The organism is Streptomyces sp. IBSBF 2435, from assembly GCF_036815005.1.
Classification (GTDB): domain Bacteria; phylum Actinomycetota; class Actinomycetes; order Streptomycetales; family Streptomycetaceae; genus Actinacidiphila.
The window spans coordinates 1-15,858 of record NZ_JAJSYW010000169.1 but is presented as its reverse complement, the minus strand read 5'-3'; the positions used below and the strand labels follow the sequence as shown (position 1 = coordinate 15,858).

Genomic DNA, 15,858 nt, shown 5'->3' with positions numbered 1-15,858 from the left:
CCATCGAAGCCGCCTGCCGCATCGTCATCCTCGAAGACCAACTCGAAGAAGCCCAGCGGATCAACGCCGAATACCGCCGCGCCGCCGAAACGTCGTCATGACAGGAGCGTCACGCGCCCCCGTATCGGCGGGCCGTCGGCACACCCGTTGGCCACCCCTCCGTACGCCGGCGAGCCGTTCGGGCGTTTCTGCCAACAACGGCACCCGATAGCGGAGTTCGGTGCGGGCTACTGGCCGCGCGGGGGCCTGCCCGCGCGGCGGCCCGCGCGTCACGCGCACCGGGAGACCGCGCCTCGCCCCGCGCGCGCCTTGTAGCCTGATCCGCATGACGGACCCCCGAGCCGGCCGGCGCTGCCACAATCCCCTCAACGCCCTCCACTCCGCGCTGTACTTCTCACCGGAGTTCAACGCGGAGACGGAAGCCCTCGGGCTCGCCAGCGGCCCCGGCACCTACTTCAGCGCCGCGGGTTACTTCGCGGCCCGCTCCGCCGCGATGGGCGCGGTCGGCCCCGGCACGGTCACGGCGACCTTCTTCAACTTCAGTCATGCGCTGATCACCCAGCACATACCCGCGGCCTGGGCCGTCGCCGCTCCCGCCCAACTGCTGGCGGCCCGGCTGCGCGCCGTCGACAAGCTGCTGCGGCGGCTGCTGGGCGAGGAGGCGCTGGCTTCCCGGGAGATGGCCGAGGCCGCCGAGCTGGCCCTGCGCGCCACCGACGGCTGCCACCGCGCAGGCCGCCCGCTGTGCGCCGCAGAAGCCGACCAGCCCGCGGCACAGGAGCCGCATGTGGTGCTCTGGCAGGCGGCGACCGTCCTGCGGGAGCACCGCGGCGACGGCCACATCGCCCTGCTGACACACGCAGGCCTGGACGGGCTGGAGGCTCTCGTCTCCCATACGTCCTCCGGCCGCGGCTTCACCCCGTCCTTCGCCCGGACAACCCGCGGCTGGAGCGAGGAAGAGTGGTCAGCGGCCCGGAAGCGCTTGCAGGACAGGGGCCTCCTGAACCCGGACGGCGAGCTGACCGAGGCAGGAACGGCACTCCGCGCGGGCCTGGAACGCGAGACGGACCACCTGGCAAGCGCGCCCTACGACCATCTGGGAGCCGCCGGAGTCGAACGCCTCACCGAGCTCGCCGGCGGATTTGCCGCAATAGCGCTGGCCAACGGCGCGTACCCGAACGGGATCTTCGCCAGGAACTGAGCAGGCGCAGCCTCGGCCGTGACGACCTCGCCACGTCCCTTTGCCGCTGTCCGCCAGATTCCACGGAACTGGCGGCTTGATCTGACGCTCCGCCGGCGTCTCGTCCACATGACCGCCGAAACCCTCGGACACAGCCGAGCGGGCGCGTCGCCCTGACCGCGACGTGCAGCCGTCCGCGCACGGGCCGGCCGTCGAACCCGGAGGCGGTCGCGTCGTGACTGCGGATCCGGGTGCGGCCGGTGTCCACCTCCTCGAACACGGCGGCGGTGGCGGCAGGGCACAGCGCAGCCCCGGGGGCCCGCGTACGGACGGTGAGGGTCAGGGGCCCGCGCGGCCCGGCCACTGGGGCGGCACATCGATCATATTCCAACGTAAAGCGACGTGGACCTCGGCGGCACAACACTACTCGCCCGGAGTGGTCTAGTCCACACCCCGCGGGGACGAATGACATAGGGCCTTTGCGGAAATGCCCGACGCAACCCCGCGAAGGCGCTTGCTCACAGTTGCCTCGATATTCACAGAGCGTATGCCCGTTTGGCGCATTTAAGCAGTGATTTGACCCCAATTTTCGTTCAGTGCACTGCGCAAGAATGCTCATTAACCGAGATTTCGCGCAGCCATTGACATGGCGCACACCGTGCGCTGCACTATCGGCCATCCGACCTTTCCCTGCGCCCCCCTCCGCAAGATCGGAAGTCATCCCCCATGAGAAGACTCCCACGGTCTGTTCGTTTTTGTTTGTCTTCGATAACCATGGCGTTGGGCGTGGCCCTCGCCGGCGTCGCACCCGAAGCCGGGGCCTCCTCCACCGCCACCAGTCCCGCCGGCCACGCCCTCGCGGTGACGCCCCCCATGGGCTTCAACAACTGGGCCCGCTTCGGCTGCGGCGTCAACTCCCCCAACCCCGGCGACGTCGGCCCGACCGAGGCGCTGATCCTCAACCAGGCCCACGGGCTGGTGGACAGCGGTCTCGCCGCCAAGGGCTACAAGACCGTCACCATCGACGACTGCTGGATGACCCACTCCCGCGACGCCGCCGGCAACCTGGTCGCCGACAGCGCCAAGCTCCCGCACGGCATGGCCTACATCGGCACGCAACTGCACAGCCTCGGGCTCCAGTTCGGCATCTACGAGGACATCGGCAGCAGTACCTGCGGCGGCTTCCCGGGCAGCTGGGGCCACTTCCAGCAGGACGCGGACCTCTTCGCATCCTGGGGCGTGGACTACATCAAGCTCGACGGGTGCAACATGCCCGCCGCGTCCAGCAGCGCCAGCGGCTACACCAACGCCTACTCCGACTTCGCCGCCGCGATGAAGGCCAACTCCTCGCAGCGCGACATGGTCTTCTCGGAGTCCTCCCCCGCCTACTTCTCCATCGGCGCGTCCGACCTCAACAACTGGTACGACGTGATCGACGGGGCCAGCCGCAGCGGGCAGCTGTGGCGCGAGGGCAACGACGTGAAGATGTACAACATGGCGGGCTCGGCCTGGGACAAGCCCTCCAACGGCAGCGGCGTGATGACCCAGTACGGCTACAACTCGCCGCTCGCGCGCTACGCCGCCCCCGGCAGCTGGAACGACCCGGACTTCCTGATCACCGGCGACGGCCTGACCGCCGACGAGTCCAGGAGCCAGGTCGCGCTGTGGGCGGTGATGGCCTCGCCGCTGATCCTCAGCACCGACGTCCCCGCCATGTCCAGCACCTCGCTGGCGATCGCGGGCAACACCGACGTCATCGCCGTCGACCAGGACGCGCTCGGCAAGCAGGCCGGGATCGTCTCCCGCAACGGCACCGTCGACGTCCTGGCCAAGCCCCTCGCGAACGGCGACCGCGCGGTCGCCCTGCTCAACCGGGGCACGACCGCCACCAGCGCCGCGACCACCCTGGCCGGCGTCGGCTTCCTCGGCAGCGGCTGCACGGCGACGGCGAAGGACCTCTGGACCGGGACCACGACCAGCAGCACCGGCGCCCTCTCGGCGACCGTGCCGGCCCACGGCACCGCGATCTACCGGGTGCACCCCGGCGCCGGGTGCACCGGGGTGCAGCCCACCGGCCAGATCACCGGCATCGCCGGCAAGTGCCTGGACGACAGCGGGTCCGGCACCGCGGCCGGCAACCCGGTGATCCTGTTCCACTGCACCGCCGGGACCAACCAGCGCTGGACGCTGCCCGCCGACGGCACCGTGCGCACCCTGGGCAACTGCCTGGACGCCTCCTACAAGAGCGGCGACAACCGCTACGTCGGCTACTGGGCGGTGCTGAGCCCCTGCGACGGCCGCGCCAGCGAGAAATGGGCCTACCAGCGCAACGGCTTCCTGCGCAACACGTCCCTCGGCCTCTGCGTGGACGACTACGCCTCCCAGACCGCCGACGCCACGCCGGTCATCGTCGACACCTGCGGCAACTCCGAACCCAACCAGCAGAACCAGATCTGGGCCCTGCCCCAGTAGTCAGGAGACCCCCGTGCGCAGGAGACGACTGATCGGCTTCCTGGCCTCGGTGGCGGCGGCGGTGTTCGGCGGCCTCGCGCAGGCCGAGCCCGCCGCCGCCACCACCCCGCCGGCGCCCAACCCCGTGGTGACGGTCAGCAGTACCGACACCTCCCAGCAACTGCTGGCCAAGGCGGCCTCGGTCACGCCCGCACCGCGCCAGATCGCCTGGCAGAAGGAGGGTCTGACGGGCTTCATCCACTTCGGCCCGAACACCTACACCGGCAGCGAGGTCGGGTCCGGCACCGAGTCGCCCGGCCTCGTCCAGCCGGTGGACCTGGACACCGACCAGTGGATGGCGGACTTCAAGAACGCCGGGTTCACCATGGTGATCATGGTCGCCAAGCACCACGACGGCATGCTCATGTTCCCGTCGGCCTACTCCTCGTACGGCATCGCCGCCAGCAGCTGGCTCGGCGGGAAGGGCGACCTGGTCAAGTCGTTCACCGACTCGGCCCACAAGTACGGGATCAAGGTCGGCCTCTACCTCTCCCCCGCCGACCTGCACGAGAACCAGGCCGGCGGCAGGTTCGGCAACGGCAGCGCCGCGGCGAGCGCCGTCATCCCCTCCCAGGGGGCAGGTTCCGGCCCGACGTTCACCGTCACCGCGGACGACTACAACCGCTACTACATGAACACCCTCTACGAGCTGCTGACCCGCTACGGCACGATCGACGAGGTCTGGTTCGACGGCTACGACCCCACCGGCGGACGGCAGCCCTACGACGTGCACGACTGGTACCGGATGGTGCGCACGCTCCAGCCCACGGCGGTGATGTTCGGTCCTGACGTGCGCTGGGCGGGCAACGAGAACGGCTCGGCCCGCTCCAGCGAGTGGAGCGTGGTCCCGCAGACCGGCGACGCCGACGCCGACGGCCCCCGCTCCCCCACCTTCGGCGAGACCGCGACCGACATCGCCTCCGACGCCCAGCTCACCACCGCGTCGGGCTACCTGGCCTGGTCGCCGGCCGAGTGCGACGCCCGCCTGGAGAACGGCTGGTTCTGGCACCCGGACCAGCCGCCCAAGTCCCTGGACGCGCTGACCTCGATGTACTACGCGTCCATCGGACGCAACTGCCAGCTGCTGCTGGATGTACCGCCCGACCGGACCGGGCGGTTCGACGCGGCGGACGAGGCCCGGCTCGCCGAGTTCGGCCAGTGGATCCGCACCACCTTCGCCACCGACCTGGCGGCGGGTGCCGCCGCGAGCAACGACACCGGTACGACGGCCGGCGCCGGCAACGCCCCCGCCAACGCCGTGGACGGCGACTACGCCACCGCCTGGCAGCCCACCGCCACCACCGGCTCGCTGGTCGTGGACCTGGGCGCGACCAGGACCGTCGACATCGTCCAGGTCCAGGAGGACATCCAGATCGGCCAACGGGTGGAGTCCTTCGCGGTGGACGCCTGGAACGGCTCCTCCTGGCAGCAGGTCGCCAACGCGACCACCATCGGCTACAAGCGGCTGATCCGCCTGGCCACGCCGGTGAGCACGTCCAGGATCCGGCTGCGGATCACCGGTTCGCGGGCGCTGCCGCCGGCGATCTCCTCCGTCTCGCTCTACGACGACGGCAGGTCCGCCGACCTCGCCCTCGGCAAGGCCGCCTCCCAGTCCTCCAGCACCCAGCCGGGCGGCGACGCGGCGCACGGCGTGGACGGCAACACCGACGGCGTCTTCACCGACGGCTCCGTCACCCACACAGGGGCGGACGCCAACGCCTGGTGGCAGGTCGACCTCGGCAGCTCCCGGCCCGTCGGCGACATCGCGCTGTGGAACCGTACCGACTGCTGCGCCGACCGCCTCACGGACTACTGGGTCCTCGTTTCCGACACCCCGTTCGCCGCCGGGCTCACCCCGCAGCAGCAGGCGCTCCAGCCGGGGGTCCGGTCCAGCCACCGGACCTCTCAGGCCGCGAGTCCCACCCCCCTGACCGCGGGACGCACCGGACGGTACGTCAGGGTGCAGCTGTCCGGGACCGGTTACCTGTCTCTGGCCGAGGTCCAGGTCTTCGCCCCCGCCTACGACTTCACCCTGTCCGCGAGCCAGCCGATGGCCTCGGTCCCGGCCGGGACGTCCACCGTCTCCACCGTCAGCACGGTGCTGTCCAGCGGGGCCTCCGCCACCGCCGCCCTCTCCGCGAGCGGGCTGCCCGCCGGGGCGACCGCGGCGTTCAGCCCGGCCTCGGTGGCCACCGGCGGCAGCTCCACCCTGACCGTGCAGACCGCCGCCTCGACCCCACCGGGCGACTACCTGGTCACCGTCACCGCAGCCACGCCCCAGATCACCCGCACCGCGCAGATCACGCTGAGCGTGGTCGCCGCCGGACCGGTGGTCTCCGGCGGGGTGTACGAGCTGAGGACCGGGACCCAGGCGCTCGACGTGCCCGCGCTGTCCACCGCCGCCGGGACCAGGCTCGCGGTGTGGACCCGCAACGGCGGGGCAAACCAGCGCTGGACCGCCACCGCGGACTCCGCCGGGGGCTACGTCCTCAGGAACGTCAACTCCGGTCTCTGCGCCGACGTCTTCGGCGGCTCCACCGCCGCGGGGGCGGCCGTGGACCAGTGGACCTGCTCCGGCAGCAGCAACCAGGCCTGGCGGCTGGCCGCCTCGGGCTCCGGGTATGTCCTCACCGCCCGCTCCAGCGGTCTCGCGCTCAGCGCCGACGGCGCCGCCGACGGCGCGACCGTGACCCAGCACGCCGTCCCCCAGGGCACCGTCTGGACGCTCGTCAAGGTCGGCTGACCCACCGCGGCGCCGCGCGGTCCTCGCCCGGCGCGGTTCCCCCACACCCCCAGGAGTCCCCGCATGCACGTGCTGACCGTCGGACGGCAGCCCCGGCAACGGCCGTTCCCGGCCCTCCGCATCCTGACCATGGCACTGATCATCCTGCTCGGCGCGACCGGCTCGGTGCTCGGACTGCCGGCCACCGCCCACGCGGCGACGTCGGTGGTGATCGACGGCGCCGCCGCCACCGGCCGCACCTTCGACGGCGTCGGCGCGATCAGCGGCGGCGGCGGCAACTCCCGCCTGCTCTACGACTACCCGGAGCCGTACCGGAGCCAGGTGCTCGACTACCTGTTCAAGCCCGGCTACGGCGCCGGCCTCCAGATGCTCAAGGTGGAGATCGGCGGCGACGCCAACTCGACCGACGGCGCGGAGCCCAGCGCCGAGCACACCGCGGCCGACGTCGACTACAACCGCGGCTACGAGTGGTGGCTGATGGCGCAGGCGAAGGCCCGCAACCCCGCCGTCAAGCTGTACGGCCTGGCCTGGACCGCCCCCGGCTGGATCGGCGGCGGCAACTTCTGGTCCACCGACATGATCAACTACTACCTCCGCTGGATCCAGCACGCCAAGAGCGACCACGGGCTGACCATCGACTACATCGGTGGCTGGAACGAGCGCGGCTACAACAAGACCTGGTTCGAGAACCTGCACAGCGCCCTGGCCACCGCCGGGCTGGCCACCAAGGTCGTCGGCGCCGACGACAGCTGGGCGGTCGCCGACGACATGGTCGCCGACACGGCCTTCAAGAACGCCATCGACGTCGTCGGCATGCACTACCCCTGCGGCTGGCTGTCCGCGCAGACCTCCTGCCCGTCCAGCGGGAACGCCGTGGCCACCGGCAAGCCGCTGTGGGCCAGCGAGAACGGCTCGCACGACTACCAGGACGGCGCCTCGCTGATCCGCGCCCTCAACCGGGACCACCTCGACGGCCAGATGACCGCCTACATCAACTGGCCGCTGGTCGCGTCCCCGTACCAGGACCTGCCGTACTCCACGGTCGGCCTGGTGCTGGCCAACCAGCCCTGGTCCGGGAACTACGCCGTGGGCCGGGCCCTGTGGGCGACCGCGCACCTCACCCGGTTCACCTCCATCGGCTGGACGTACCTGGACTCGGCCGGCGGCTACATCGAGGGCGACCGCGCCAACGGCAGCTACACCACGCTGAAGTCCGCCAACGGCACGGACTGGACCACGGTCCTGGAGACCACCACGGCGTCCGCCGCGCGCACCGTCTCCCTCCACGTCAAGGGCGGCATGGCGGCCGGCGTCGTGCACGTCTGGGCCACGGACATGACCAGCAACAACCCGGCCCGGTGGATGGCGCAGCAGGCCGACATCACACCGACGGCGGGCGCGTTCTCCGTCACCCTCCAGCCCGGCTACGCCTACACCCTGACCACGATCACGCCGGCCGCCGCCAAGGGGGCCGCCGCGGGACCGGCCCGGAGCAGCCTCCCACTCCCCTACACAGACAACCTGGAGAGCTACGCGACCGGCCGCGAGGCCCGCTACCTCAGCGACATGCAGGGCTCCTTCGAGACGGCCCCCTGCATCGCGGGCCGGACCGGCGAGTGCCTGCGCCAGGCCGCGGTCGCCAAGCCGATCCTGTGGCAGGACGACAGCGAGCCCTACGCCCTGTTCGGCGACCCGGAGTGGGGCGACTACACCGTCAGCGCCGACGCCGTGCTGCCGCAGGCCGGGACGGTCGAGCTGCTCGGCCGGGCCAACGTCCAGGGCCGGCCGCAGTCGCACCAGGCCGGCTACTACCTGCGGGTGGCGTCCACCGGGGCCTGGTCGATCCTGCGCAACACCAGCGGCGGGACGATGACCACGCTCGCCTCGGGCTCCACCGCCGCGCTGGGAATCCCGGTCTGGCACCGGATCAGCCTGGGCTTCGCAGGCAGCACCATCACCGCCGCCGTGGACGGCACGGCCATCGGCTCCGCGACCGACTCGACCTACGCGGTCGGCGAGGCCGGCCTCGGCACCGGCGGGTATTACGGCGCCCAGTTCGACAACCTGTCGGTCCTCGGCGCGAACACCCCCGCCGCGTCCACCTTCGTGGGCATCGCCTCCGGCAAGTGCATCGACGACCCTGCGCTGTCCACGGCCAACGGCACCCAGTTCGCCCAGTGGACCTGCAACGCCGGGGCGAACCAGAAGCTCGCCTACCACGCGGACCGCACCCTGCGCGTCATGGGCAAGTGCCTCGACGCCTACGCCAACGGCACCACGGCCGGCACCAAGGTCGTGCTGTGGGACTGCGGCGGCGGCGCCAACCAGCAGTGGGTGCTGAACGCGGACGGCAGCATCACAGGCGTCGCCTCCGGGCTCTGCCTGGACGTCAGCGGCAACAGCACCGCCGACGGCGCGCTGCTGGAGCTCTGGGACTGCCACTACGGCGACAACCAGCGCTGGTTCCGGGTCTGACCTCGGGTCAGCCGCACGGCTCCCTCCCCCCCGCCTGCTCCTCTCCTACGACCCCACGAGGAACGATGAGAACACTCCGACACCTGACGGCGGTGATCACGACCCTGGCCTGCGCCCTGGCCGTGCTCGTCCTGCCGTCGCTGACCGGCGCGAACACCGCGCAGGCGGCAGCCGGCACCCCGCAGACGATCCCGGCCCTGCGCCAGTGGACGGCCGGAACCGGCACCTACACCTTCGGCACGGGCTCGCGGATCGTCGTCGCGTCCGCCTACACCTCCCAGCTCTCCGGCGAGGCGGCGACCTTCGCCGAGGACCTGGGCAAGCTGGTCGGGCGCACCGTCACCGTGGCGACCGGCACTGCCGCCGCCGGGGACATCGCGCTGACCCTCGGTGACGCCGCGCTGCCCGCCGAGGGCTACCGGATGACCGTCGGCACGTCGGTGACCCTCCAGGGCTCCACCGCGACCGGTGTGTTCTACGGCACCCGCAGCGTGCTGCAGCTGCTGCACCAGGGCTCGACGATCCCGGCCGGCACGGCCGTGGACTCGCCGGCCAAGTCCGAGCGCGGCCTGATGATCGACGCCGGGCGGAAGTTCTTCACCGTGGCCTGGATCGAGCAGCATCTCAAGGACATGGCCTACCTGAAGCTCAACTACTTCCACTTCCACCTCTCCGACACCTACGGCTTCCGGCTGGAGAGCAGCACCCACCCGGAGGTCGTCGCCGCCGACCACTACGGCAAGCAGGACATCAGGGACATCCTGGCGGTGGCCGCGAAGTACCACATCACGGTCGTGCCGGAGATCGACATGCCCGGCCACATGGACACCGTCGTCGCCGCCCACCCGGAGCTGGCGCTGAAGAACAGCGCGGGCGCCGTCAACCCAGGATTCATCGACCTGTCGCTGCCGGGCACCTACACCCTCGTCAAGGACCTGATCAACGAGTACCTGCCGCTCTTCCCCGGCCCGTACTGGCACATCGGCGCCGACGAGTACGTGTCGGACTACAGCCAGTACCCCCAGCTGCTGACCTACGCCCGCGCCCACTACGGCGCGTCCGCCACCGCCAAGGACACCTACTACGGCTTCGTGAACTGGGCCGACACCCTGGTCCGGGCCGGCGGCAAGACCGCCCGCATGTGGAACGACGGCATCAAGTCCGGTGACGGCACCCTCGCGCCCAACGCCGACATCGTCGTGGACTACTGGTACAACTACGGCCTCACCCCGCAGCAGCTCATCACCGCGGGCCACACCGTCGCCAACGAGTCCTGGACGCCCACCTACTACGTGCTCGGCGGCGCCAAGCCCGACACCCAGTGGATGTACGAGACCTGGACCCCCGACCTCTACCAGGGCTCCAACACCATCACCGACAGCAGCAAGAACCCCGGTTCGGTGCTGCACGTCTGGTGCGACAACCCCACGGCCGAGACCGAGGACCAGATCGCCTCGGGGATCATGTATCCGCTGCGGGCCCTGGCCCAGCAGACCTGGGGATCGCCCAAGCCCGCCAGTACGTACGCGGCCTTCACCGCGATCGTCGCGGCGATCGGCCACAACCCGGCCTGGCCCGCCGCAGGCGCGACCGACCTGGCGGCCGGACGGCCGACCACCGCGTCCAGCACCGAGACGACGAATTTCCCGGCGAGCGCGGCGACCGACGGCGACGCCGGCACCCGCTGGTCGAGCGCCTACAGCGACCCGCAGTGGCTCCAGGTCGACCTCGGCTCCACCAAGAACATCAACCGGGTGGTGCTGCGCTGGGAGTCCGCCTACGGCAAGGCCTTCCAGATCCAGGCGTCCGACGACGCCAGCACCTGGCGGACGCTGTACTCCACCACCGCCGGCGCCGGCGGCGTCCAGGACCTGGCCGGCCTGACCGGCTCCGGACGCTACCTCCGCATGTACGGCACCGCCCGGGGCACCACGTTCGGCTACTCGCTGTACGCCTTCGAGGTCCACAGCGGGCAGTTCAGCGGCACCCACGTGCTCACCACGGCGGGCAAGGCGCTGGACGACCCGGGCAGCTCGACGGCCGCCGGGACGCAGCTGATCACCTGGACCCCCGGCGGCGGCGCCAACCAGCAGTGGCAGCTGACCTGGAACACCGACGGCAGCTACACCCTCGTCAACGGCGCCTCGCACCTGTGCCTGGACCTCAACGGCGGGTCCTCGGCGGCGGGAGCCACCGTCATCCAGTGGACCTGCACCGGCGGCGACAACCAGCGCTGGACGGTGACGCCGCGCACCGGCGGCTACGCCATCGCGTCCAAGAAGAGCGGACTGCTGCTGACCACCGCCTCCACCGCCGACGGCTCGCTGGTGACCCAGCAGGCCGACACCGGCGCGGCGCTCCAGCTCTGGCAGGTCGCCTAGCACCCGGGGTGGGCCCTGTGATCGGCGGGCCCACCCCGGACCGGCGGCCCCTGTGATCGGGGTCGCCCCGCTCGCCACCCACGTCGCCGGCCACCAGCGGCTCCTGCCGACCATGTGAATCGACAGGCTGGGGCGACACGCCCCCGATGTGCGCAATACAAGCGCACAGGCAGCTGAGCGCTGTGTGATGAGGGAACGTTCCGTCAACGCGTTGGAGAGACCTCATGCGTACTCGAATGTCCCTCGTCGCCATCGCTCTGGCCGCAACCGGCGCCTTCGCCGGCGCAGGCACCGCTGCCGCCGATTCCGGCGCCACCGGTGCCGCCGTCGGTTCTCCCGGTGTCCTCAGCGGGAATGCGGTCCAGATCCCGATCCACATTCCGCTCAACGTCTGCGGCAACTCGATCAACATCATCGGCCTGCTCAACCCGGCCTTCGGCAACACCTGCGCGAACGTCAGCGGCGGACAGCGCGAGGAACCTGCCGCCGGGAGCTGGGGCCGCTGACGCAGGTGTGACCGCTGCGGACAGGAAACGGGCATCGCCTCCTTGAGCCCCGCCCCGTTGATCGGCGGTGCCGACCTGTCCCACGCTTCCCGCCCCTCCTCCCCGGGGGCGGGAAGCGTGGGACAGGTCGGTGGAGGTCGGCCATGGATCCGCTGTCCATCGACAAGGTCCGTGGCGTCGCGGGCCTGCATCCCGACCCGCCGGAGAAGGCCCTGGTCCCCCGCGTCGGCAGGGCCAGGACCGCCGGAACCCGGCGTCAGCCGCCGGTGAACTCGGCCGAGAAGACCACGACGTCGTCCTGCCGGTGGTGGCGGAAGGCGTCGATCAGGGTGTCGCAGAGGGCCTCGGCGCCGGGCGGGGCCTGTGCCACGACACCGCGCAGGCGCTCCAGCGACTCGTCGAGGTGCGTCCCGGGGACCTCGATCAGCCCGTCGGTGACCATCAGCAGCCGGGTACCCGCGGTGAGGCGCACGGTGGTCTCCTTCGGCTGGGGAAGGCCGAGGCCCAGCAGCGGCCCGTGCTCGTGCGTGTAGCGCGGAGGAGCGCCGGGGAAGGCGAGCAGCGGTGGCAGGTGACCGGCGTTGGCGAAGTGGACCACCCCGGTCACGGCATCGGCCAGGGCCACGCAGACGGTCGCGGTGCGGCCGGGACGGGTCAGTCTCAGCAGGCGGTCCAGCCTCGACAGGATGGCCCGCGGCGAGTGCTCGTCGTAGGCGTACGCCCGCAGGGCGTGGCGGAGTTCTCCCATCACTATCGCGGCCTGGAGGTTGTGCCCGGCGACGTCCCCCACCGCCAGCAGCAGCCCCGCCGGGGTGCTGACGGCCTCGTAGAAGTCGCCGCCGATCTCGTTCTCCGGATCGGAGGCGAGGTAGCGCACCGCCAGCTCCATGTTCGGCACCGAGGGCAGGACGGAGGGCAGGAAGGTCCGCTGGAGGGCCAGCGCCATCTGGTGCTCGTGGTGGTACATCGCGACCACGCCGCGGTTGGTCTCCTCCAGATCCGCGAGGAGGGCGGCATTGAGCGCGGCTGTCTCATGCTCGACGGATTCGAGCCCCTGAATGCGTTCTTCCAGCTCCTCGATCCGGGCACGAAGCCGGTCCCGCTCCTGCCGCGGACCGCCGCCGCGCGACTCCGCCCGGCCTTCGGACGCCTGGGGGGACGCCGTGCCCCGGCACGCCGCAGCGCTCTCGCCGCCTACGCCGTCTCCATGGATTTCCACTGCGCTCCCGACCTGTCGGGCCCGGATGCCCCGCCCCCGCAACGTACGGTGCCGCCGCGAAGCCGACGGATGCCCGCTCCCCTGCGGCTGCACATTTGTCGCTCGACAAACATTAGCGCAACGCCGGGGCGGACTCCTCGGCGGGTCGATCACTGTTGTCATTTGACAACTATGGTTTCCGCGCCACACGCTGTGCCCGCGTCCTGTGCGCCGCACGCACGGGCGGACAGCCGCACGCACGGGCGGACACGTAGGACCGGCCGCGCAAGGCGCCGACCGGGAGAAGAGGAGGGGAACGATGCGCTGGTGGCGTTCACGCCGATGCCGCGTCCGGACCTTCCTCCGAGGCGCGAGGCGCGTCACGGGAGGCGGTGCGGAATGCCTGGATGCCGCGCAGCAGGTCGACCTGGGCCTCGGGCGGCATGGCCGCGATGGTCTTCTGCAGCTCCGCCTCCCGCCACAGCCGCAGCTGGCGCAGATGGGCGCGGCCGGCGTCGGCGAGCCTCAGGTCCTTCTCCCGGCGATTGGCCGAGTTCGGTGAACGGGCGACGAACCCCAGCGCCTCCAGCCGATCGCACAGTCTGCTGGTCGAAGGAGCCGAAGCGCCGAGGGCCGCCGCAAGACCGCCGACGTTGAGGCATTCGTCACGTTCAAGGATGTACAGCACCCTGAGCTGGGCCGCCGATACTGGAGCAGGGGAGATGTCGCGCCGCCGTTCCCACAGGATCTCCAGCAGCTCGATGATCTCGGCGGTCCGTGCCGCGAGATCGGCGGTCTGCGGAAAGTGGGCGGCGTGCTCGCGTGCCGCGGACGTGCGGTACCGCCGTCCGCCCGCTTCGTGGGGCATGACCCCTTCTCCCCTCATCGGCCCTTCCCGGCGTCCCGACCAATGATTCCTGAGGCGGTAGGTACACAGATGGACAGATCCGCGGCGGTGGAGCGCATGCTGCGCACCGTCGAGCCCCACGCACTGCTGCCGGTACTCCGCCGCGCCCTGACCACCCAGTACGCTGCACTGGGCGTCGACCTGCTGATGGCAGATTACTCAATGACGATACTCCAGGCCGTGGAGGCTCTTCCCTTCACTTCGCCGGGCGTGCCCGTGCACACGAGCGCTCCCGGCCGCGCCTTCGCGTCCCAGCGCCCGGTCCGGGAGCCGTCCGGCGGCACAGCGACCGGGCTCCACCTGCCGGTCAGCGTCCGCGGCGAGCGCATCGGTGTCCTGTGCGTCACCCTTCCCTCTGACGCGGCCGGCCACGGCGTCGAGGACGAACTCGCCGAGATCGCCGAATCGCTGGGGCGGGCCATCCTGATCGCGGACCGCGAGACCGACCTGTACCTCCAGGCGAAGCGGGTGCGGCGGCTGACGCTCGCCGCCGAGATGCAGTGGCAGCTGCTGCCGGGAAGCAGCTGCGCGCGGAGCGAGTACGAGATGGGGGCGCAACTCGAACCCGCGTACGGCGTCTACGGTGACAACGTCGACTGGTCCGCGACCGCCGACGACTTCTCCCTGACGCTCACCAACGGCATGGGTGAGGGCATCGAGGCGTCCCTGCTCACCAGCCTCGGCATCAACGCCCTGCGCAACGCGCGCCGGGCCGGCCTCTCGCTGATCGACCAGGCGTGCCTCGCCGACCAGGCCATCTACGGCCTGCACCGCGGTGACCTGCACCTGTCCACCCTCCTGCTCCGTTTCGACCTGCCGACCGGCGTGGTGGAGGTCATAGACGCCGGATCCCCCAAGGCCTGGCTCCTGCGCGAGCGCAAGGTCAGCCCGGTCGAACTCGACGCGCAACTGCCGCTCGGCATGTTCGAGGACACGCTGTACGAGAGCCAGACCTTCCGGGTACGCCCCGGGGACCGCCTGCTCTTTCTCAGCGACGGCGTGTACGACGCCACCTCCCCGGCCGGCGAGCGGTACGAGGAAAGGGTCCTGAGCCGTGCGATGAACTCCACCCGGATGCTGCCCGCCCCGGAGGTGCCCCGCGCGATACTGCACGAGCTGCGCGGGCACCGCGGCGACGTGGAGGCGCTGGACGACGCACTCGTCGTCTGCCTGGACTGGCGGGGCAGGCGGGACTGACCCGCGCTCGCCCGGGCGCACGCCGGTCAGTCCTCGGTGCCGACCTGCGGGCTGTGGGAGGGGACGAAGAACCCCTCTCCCCGCTGGGTCACCGTCATGACGACCGTATCGCGCAGTTCCCCCGACACCTCGAAGGTGAGGGTCGCCCAGGCGTCCGTGCGGCCCGCAGGCTCCGCGGCGTCCACGAGCCGGCGGATGGCGTCCTGCGGGACCGCGCTGCCGTCGGCGTAGCCGAAGACCACGTCCAGGTCCCCCTCACGCACGCCGGGCGTGGGAGGGATGGCGAACCGCAGGCCCGGGGCCACGTCACCGGGGTCGATCAGCCCCGTCCAGGTCACGACGCGCTCCCCGCCGACCGAGCGCACTTCCTTGTCGCACAGCCCGTGCCAGATGCCTTTGGGAGGGTGCTGCGAGACGATCTGAATGTTCACGATGTGCATCTCTCTAGGGCGTGACTCACTGCGGGAAGCCGGCTCCGGCGCCAATGCCTCGGCCCGGGGTCGCCGCGCAGCCTTCCCGGGGGCCTTCCCCTGGTTCATGGGGGCAAACAGAGGGCCGGACCCAGGAAGAACATCCCGGAATGTCGGCAACGGGACGAACGATGCGGGCGCGGCCGGACCGGAGTGCCTGGCGTCGCACGTCCCGGGCTCGACGGCGGGCTCCACCTCGAACGGGAAACGGCTTCGCGTACGCGGGACCCGTGCGGATGTCCCACCTGATCTCAGGGCGACCGGTATCGAGGATTGCCCCCCGCCCGCCC

10 protein-coding genes and 1 pseudogene are annotated in these 15,858 nt (G+C 71.1%); 8 read left to right on the top strand and 3 right to left on the bottom strand.

Features of this window, described 5'->3' with window-relative positions; genetic code table 11:
- The 7 genes and pseudogenes from V7E46_RS26385 to V7E46_RS26355 all read left to right on the top strand — a co-directional run.
- Positions 1-101 (top strand): annotated as a pseudogene (locus V7E46_RS26385) (MerR family transcriptional regulator); the annotation flags it as partial.
- 224 nt (positions 102-325) lie between these two features.
- Positions 326-1,201, top strand: coding sequence for an SCO6745 family protein (locus V7E46_RS26380; RefSeq protein WP_333770740.1), 876 nt, complete (start codon positions 326-328; stop codon positions 1,199-1,201).
- A 753-nt stretch (positions 1,202-1,954) separates the two neighbouring features.
- On the top strand, positions 1,955-3,652 hold the full coding sequence (locus tag V7E46_RS26375) for a ricin-type beta-trefoil lectin domain protein (RefSeq protein ID WP_333770739.1): 1,698 nt from the start codon (positions 1,955-1,957) through the stop codon (positions 3,650-3,652).
- 13 nt (positions 3,653-3,665) lie between these two features.
- Positions 3,666-6,434 (top strand): RICIN domain-containing protein, encoded by a 2,769-nt coding sequence (locus tag V7E46_RS26370; protein ID WP_333770738.1) that lies wholly within the window; start codon positions 3,666-3,668, stop codon positions 6,432-6,434.
- A 63-nt stretch (positions 6,435-6,497) separates the two neighbouring features.
- On the top strand, positions 6,498-8,909 hold the full coding sequence (locus V7E46_RS26365; RefSeq protein ID WP_333770737.1) for a ricin-type beta-trefoil lectin domain protein: 2,412 nt from the start codon (positions 6,498-6,500) through the stop codon (positions 8,907-8,909).
- A gap of 65 nt (positions 8,910-8,974) precedes the next feature.
- On the top strand, positions 8,975-11,290 hold the full coding sequence (locus V7E46_RS26360) for a family 20 glycosylhydrolase (RefSeq protein ID WP_333770736.1): 2,316 nt from the start codon (positions 8,975-8,977) through the stop codon (positions 11,288-11,290).
- A 224-nt stretch (positions 11,291-11,514) separates the two neighbouring features.
- On the top strand, positions 11,515-11,796 hold the full coding sequence (locus tag V7E46_RS26355) for a chaplin (protein ID WP_333770735.1): 282 nt from the start codon (positions 11,515-11,517) through the stop codon (positions 11,794-11,796).
- Between the two features lie 256 nt (positions 11,797-12,052).
- Here the strand turns inward: V7E46_RS26355 and V7E46_RS26350 are convergent, their stop codons facing one another.
- Positions 12,053-13,015, bottom strand: a complete 963-nt coding sequence (locus V7E46_RS26350; RefSeq protein WP_333770734.1) for a PP2C family protein-serine/threonine phosphatase — start codon at positions 13,013-13,015, stop codon at positions 12,053-12,055.
- Positions 13,016-13,328: 313 nt separating this feature from the next.
- Entirely contained in the window at positions 13,329-13,862 is a 534-nt protein-coding gene (locus V7E46_RS26345; RefSeq protein WP_333770733.1) for a MarR family winged helix-turn-helix transcriptional regulator, read from the bottom strand.
- A gap of 69 nt (positions 13,863-13,931) precedes the next feature.
- Between V7E46_RS26345 and V7E46_RS26340 the strand changes: the two genes are divergently transcribed.
- Positions 13,932-15,098, top strand: coding sequence for a PP2C family protein-serine/threonine phosphatase (locus V7E46_RS26340; protein WP_333770732.1), 1,167 nt, complete (start codon positions 13,932-13,934; stop codon positions 15,096-15,098).
- Positions 15,099-15,124: 26 nt separating this feature from the next.
- Here V7E46_RS26340 and V7E46_RS26335 read toward each other — a convergent pair whose 3' ends face one another.
- Complete coding sequence (locus V7E46_RS26335; protein WP_333770731.1) at positions 15,125-15,529, bottom strand: hypothetical protein; 405 nt, start codon at positions 15,527-15,529, stop codon at positions 15,125-15,127.
- Between the last annotated feature and the right edge of the window lie 329 nt (positions 15,530-15,858).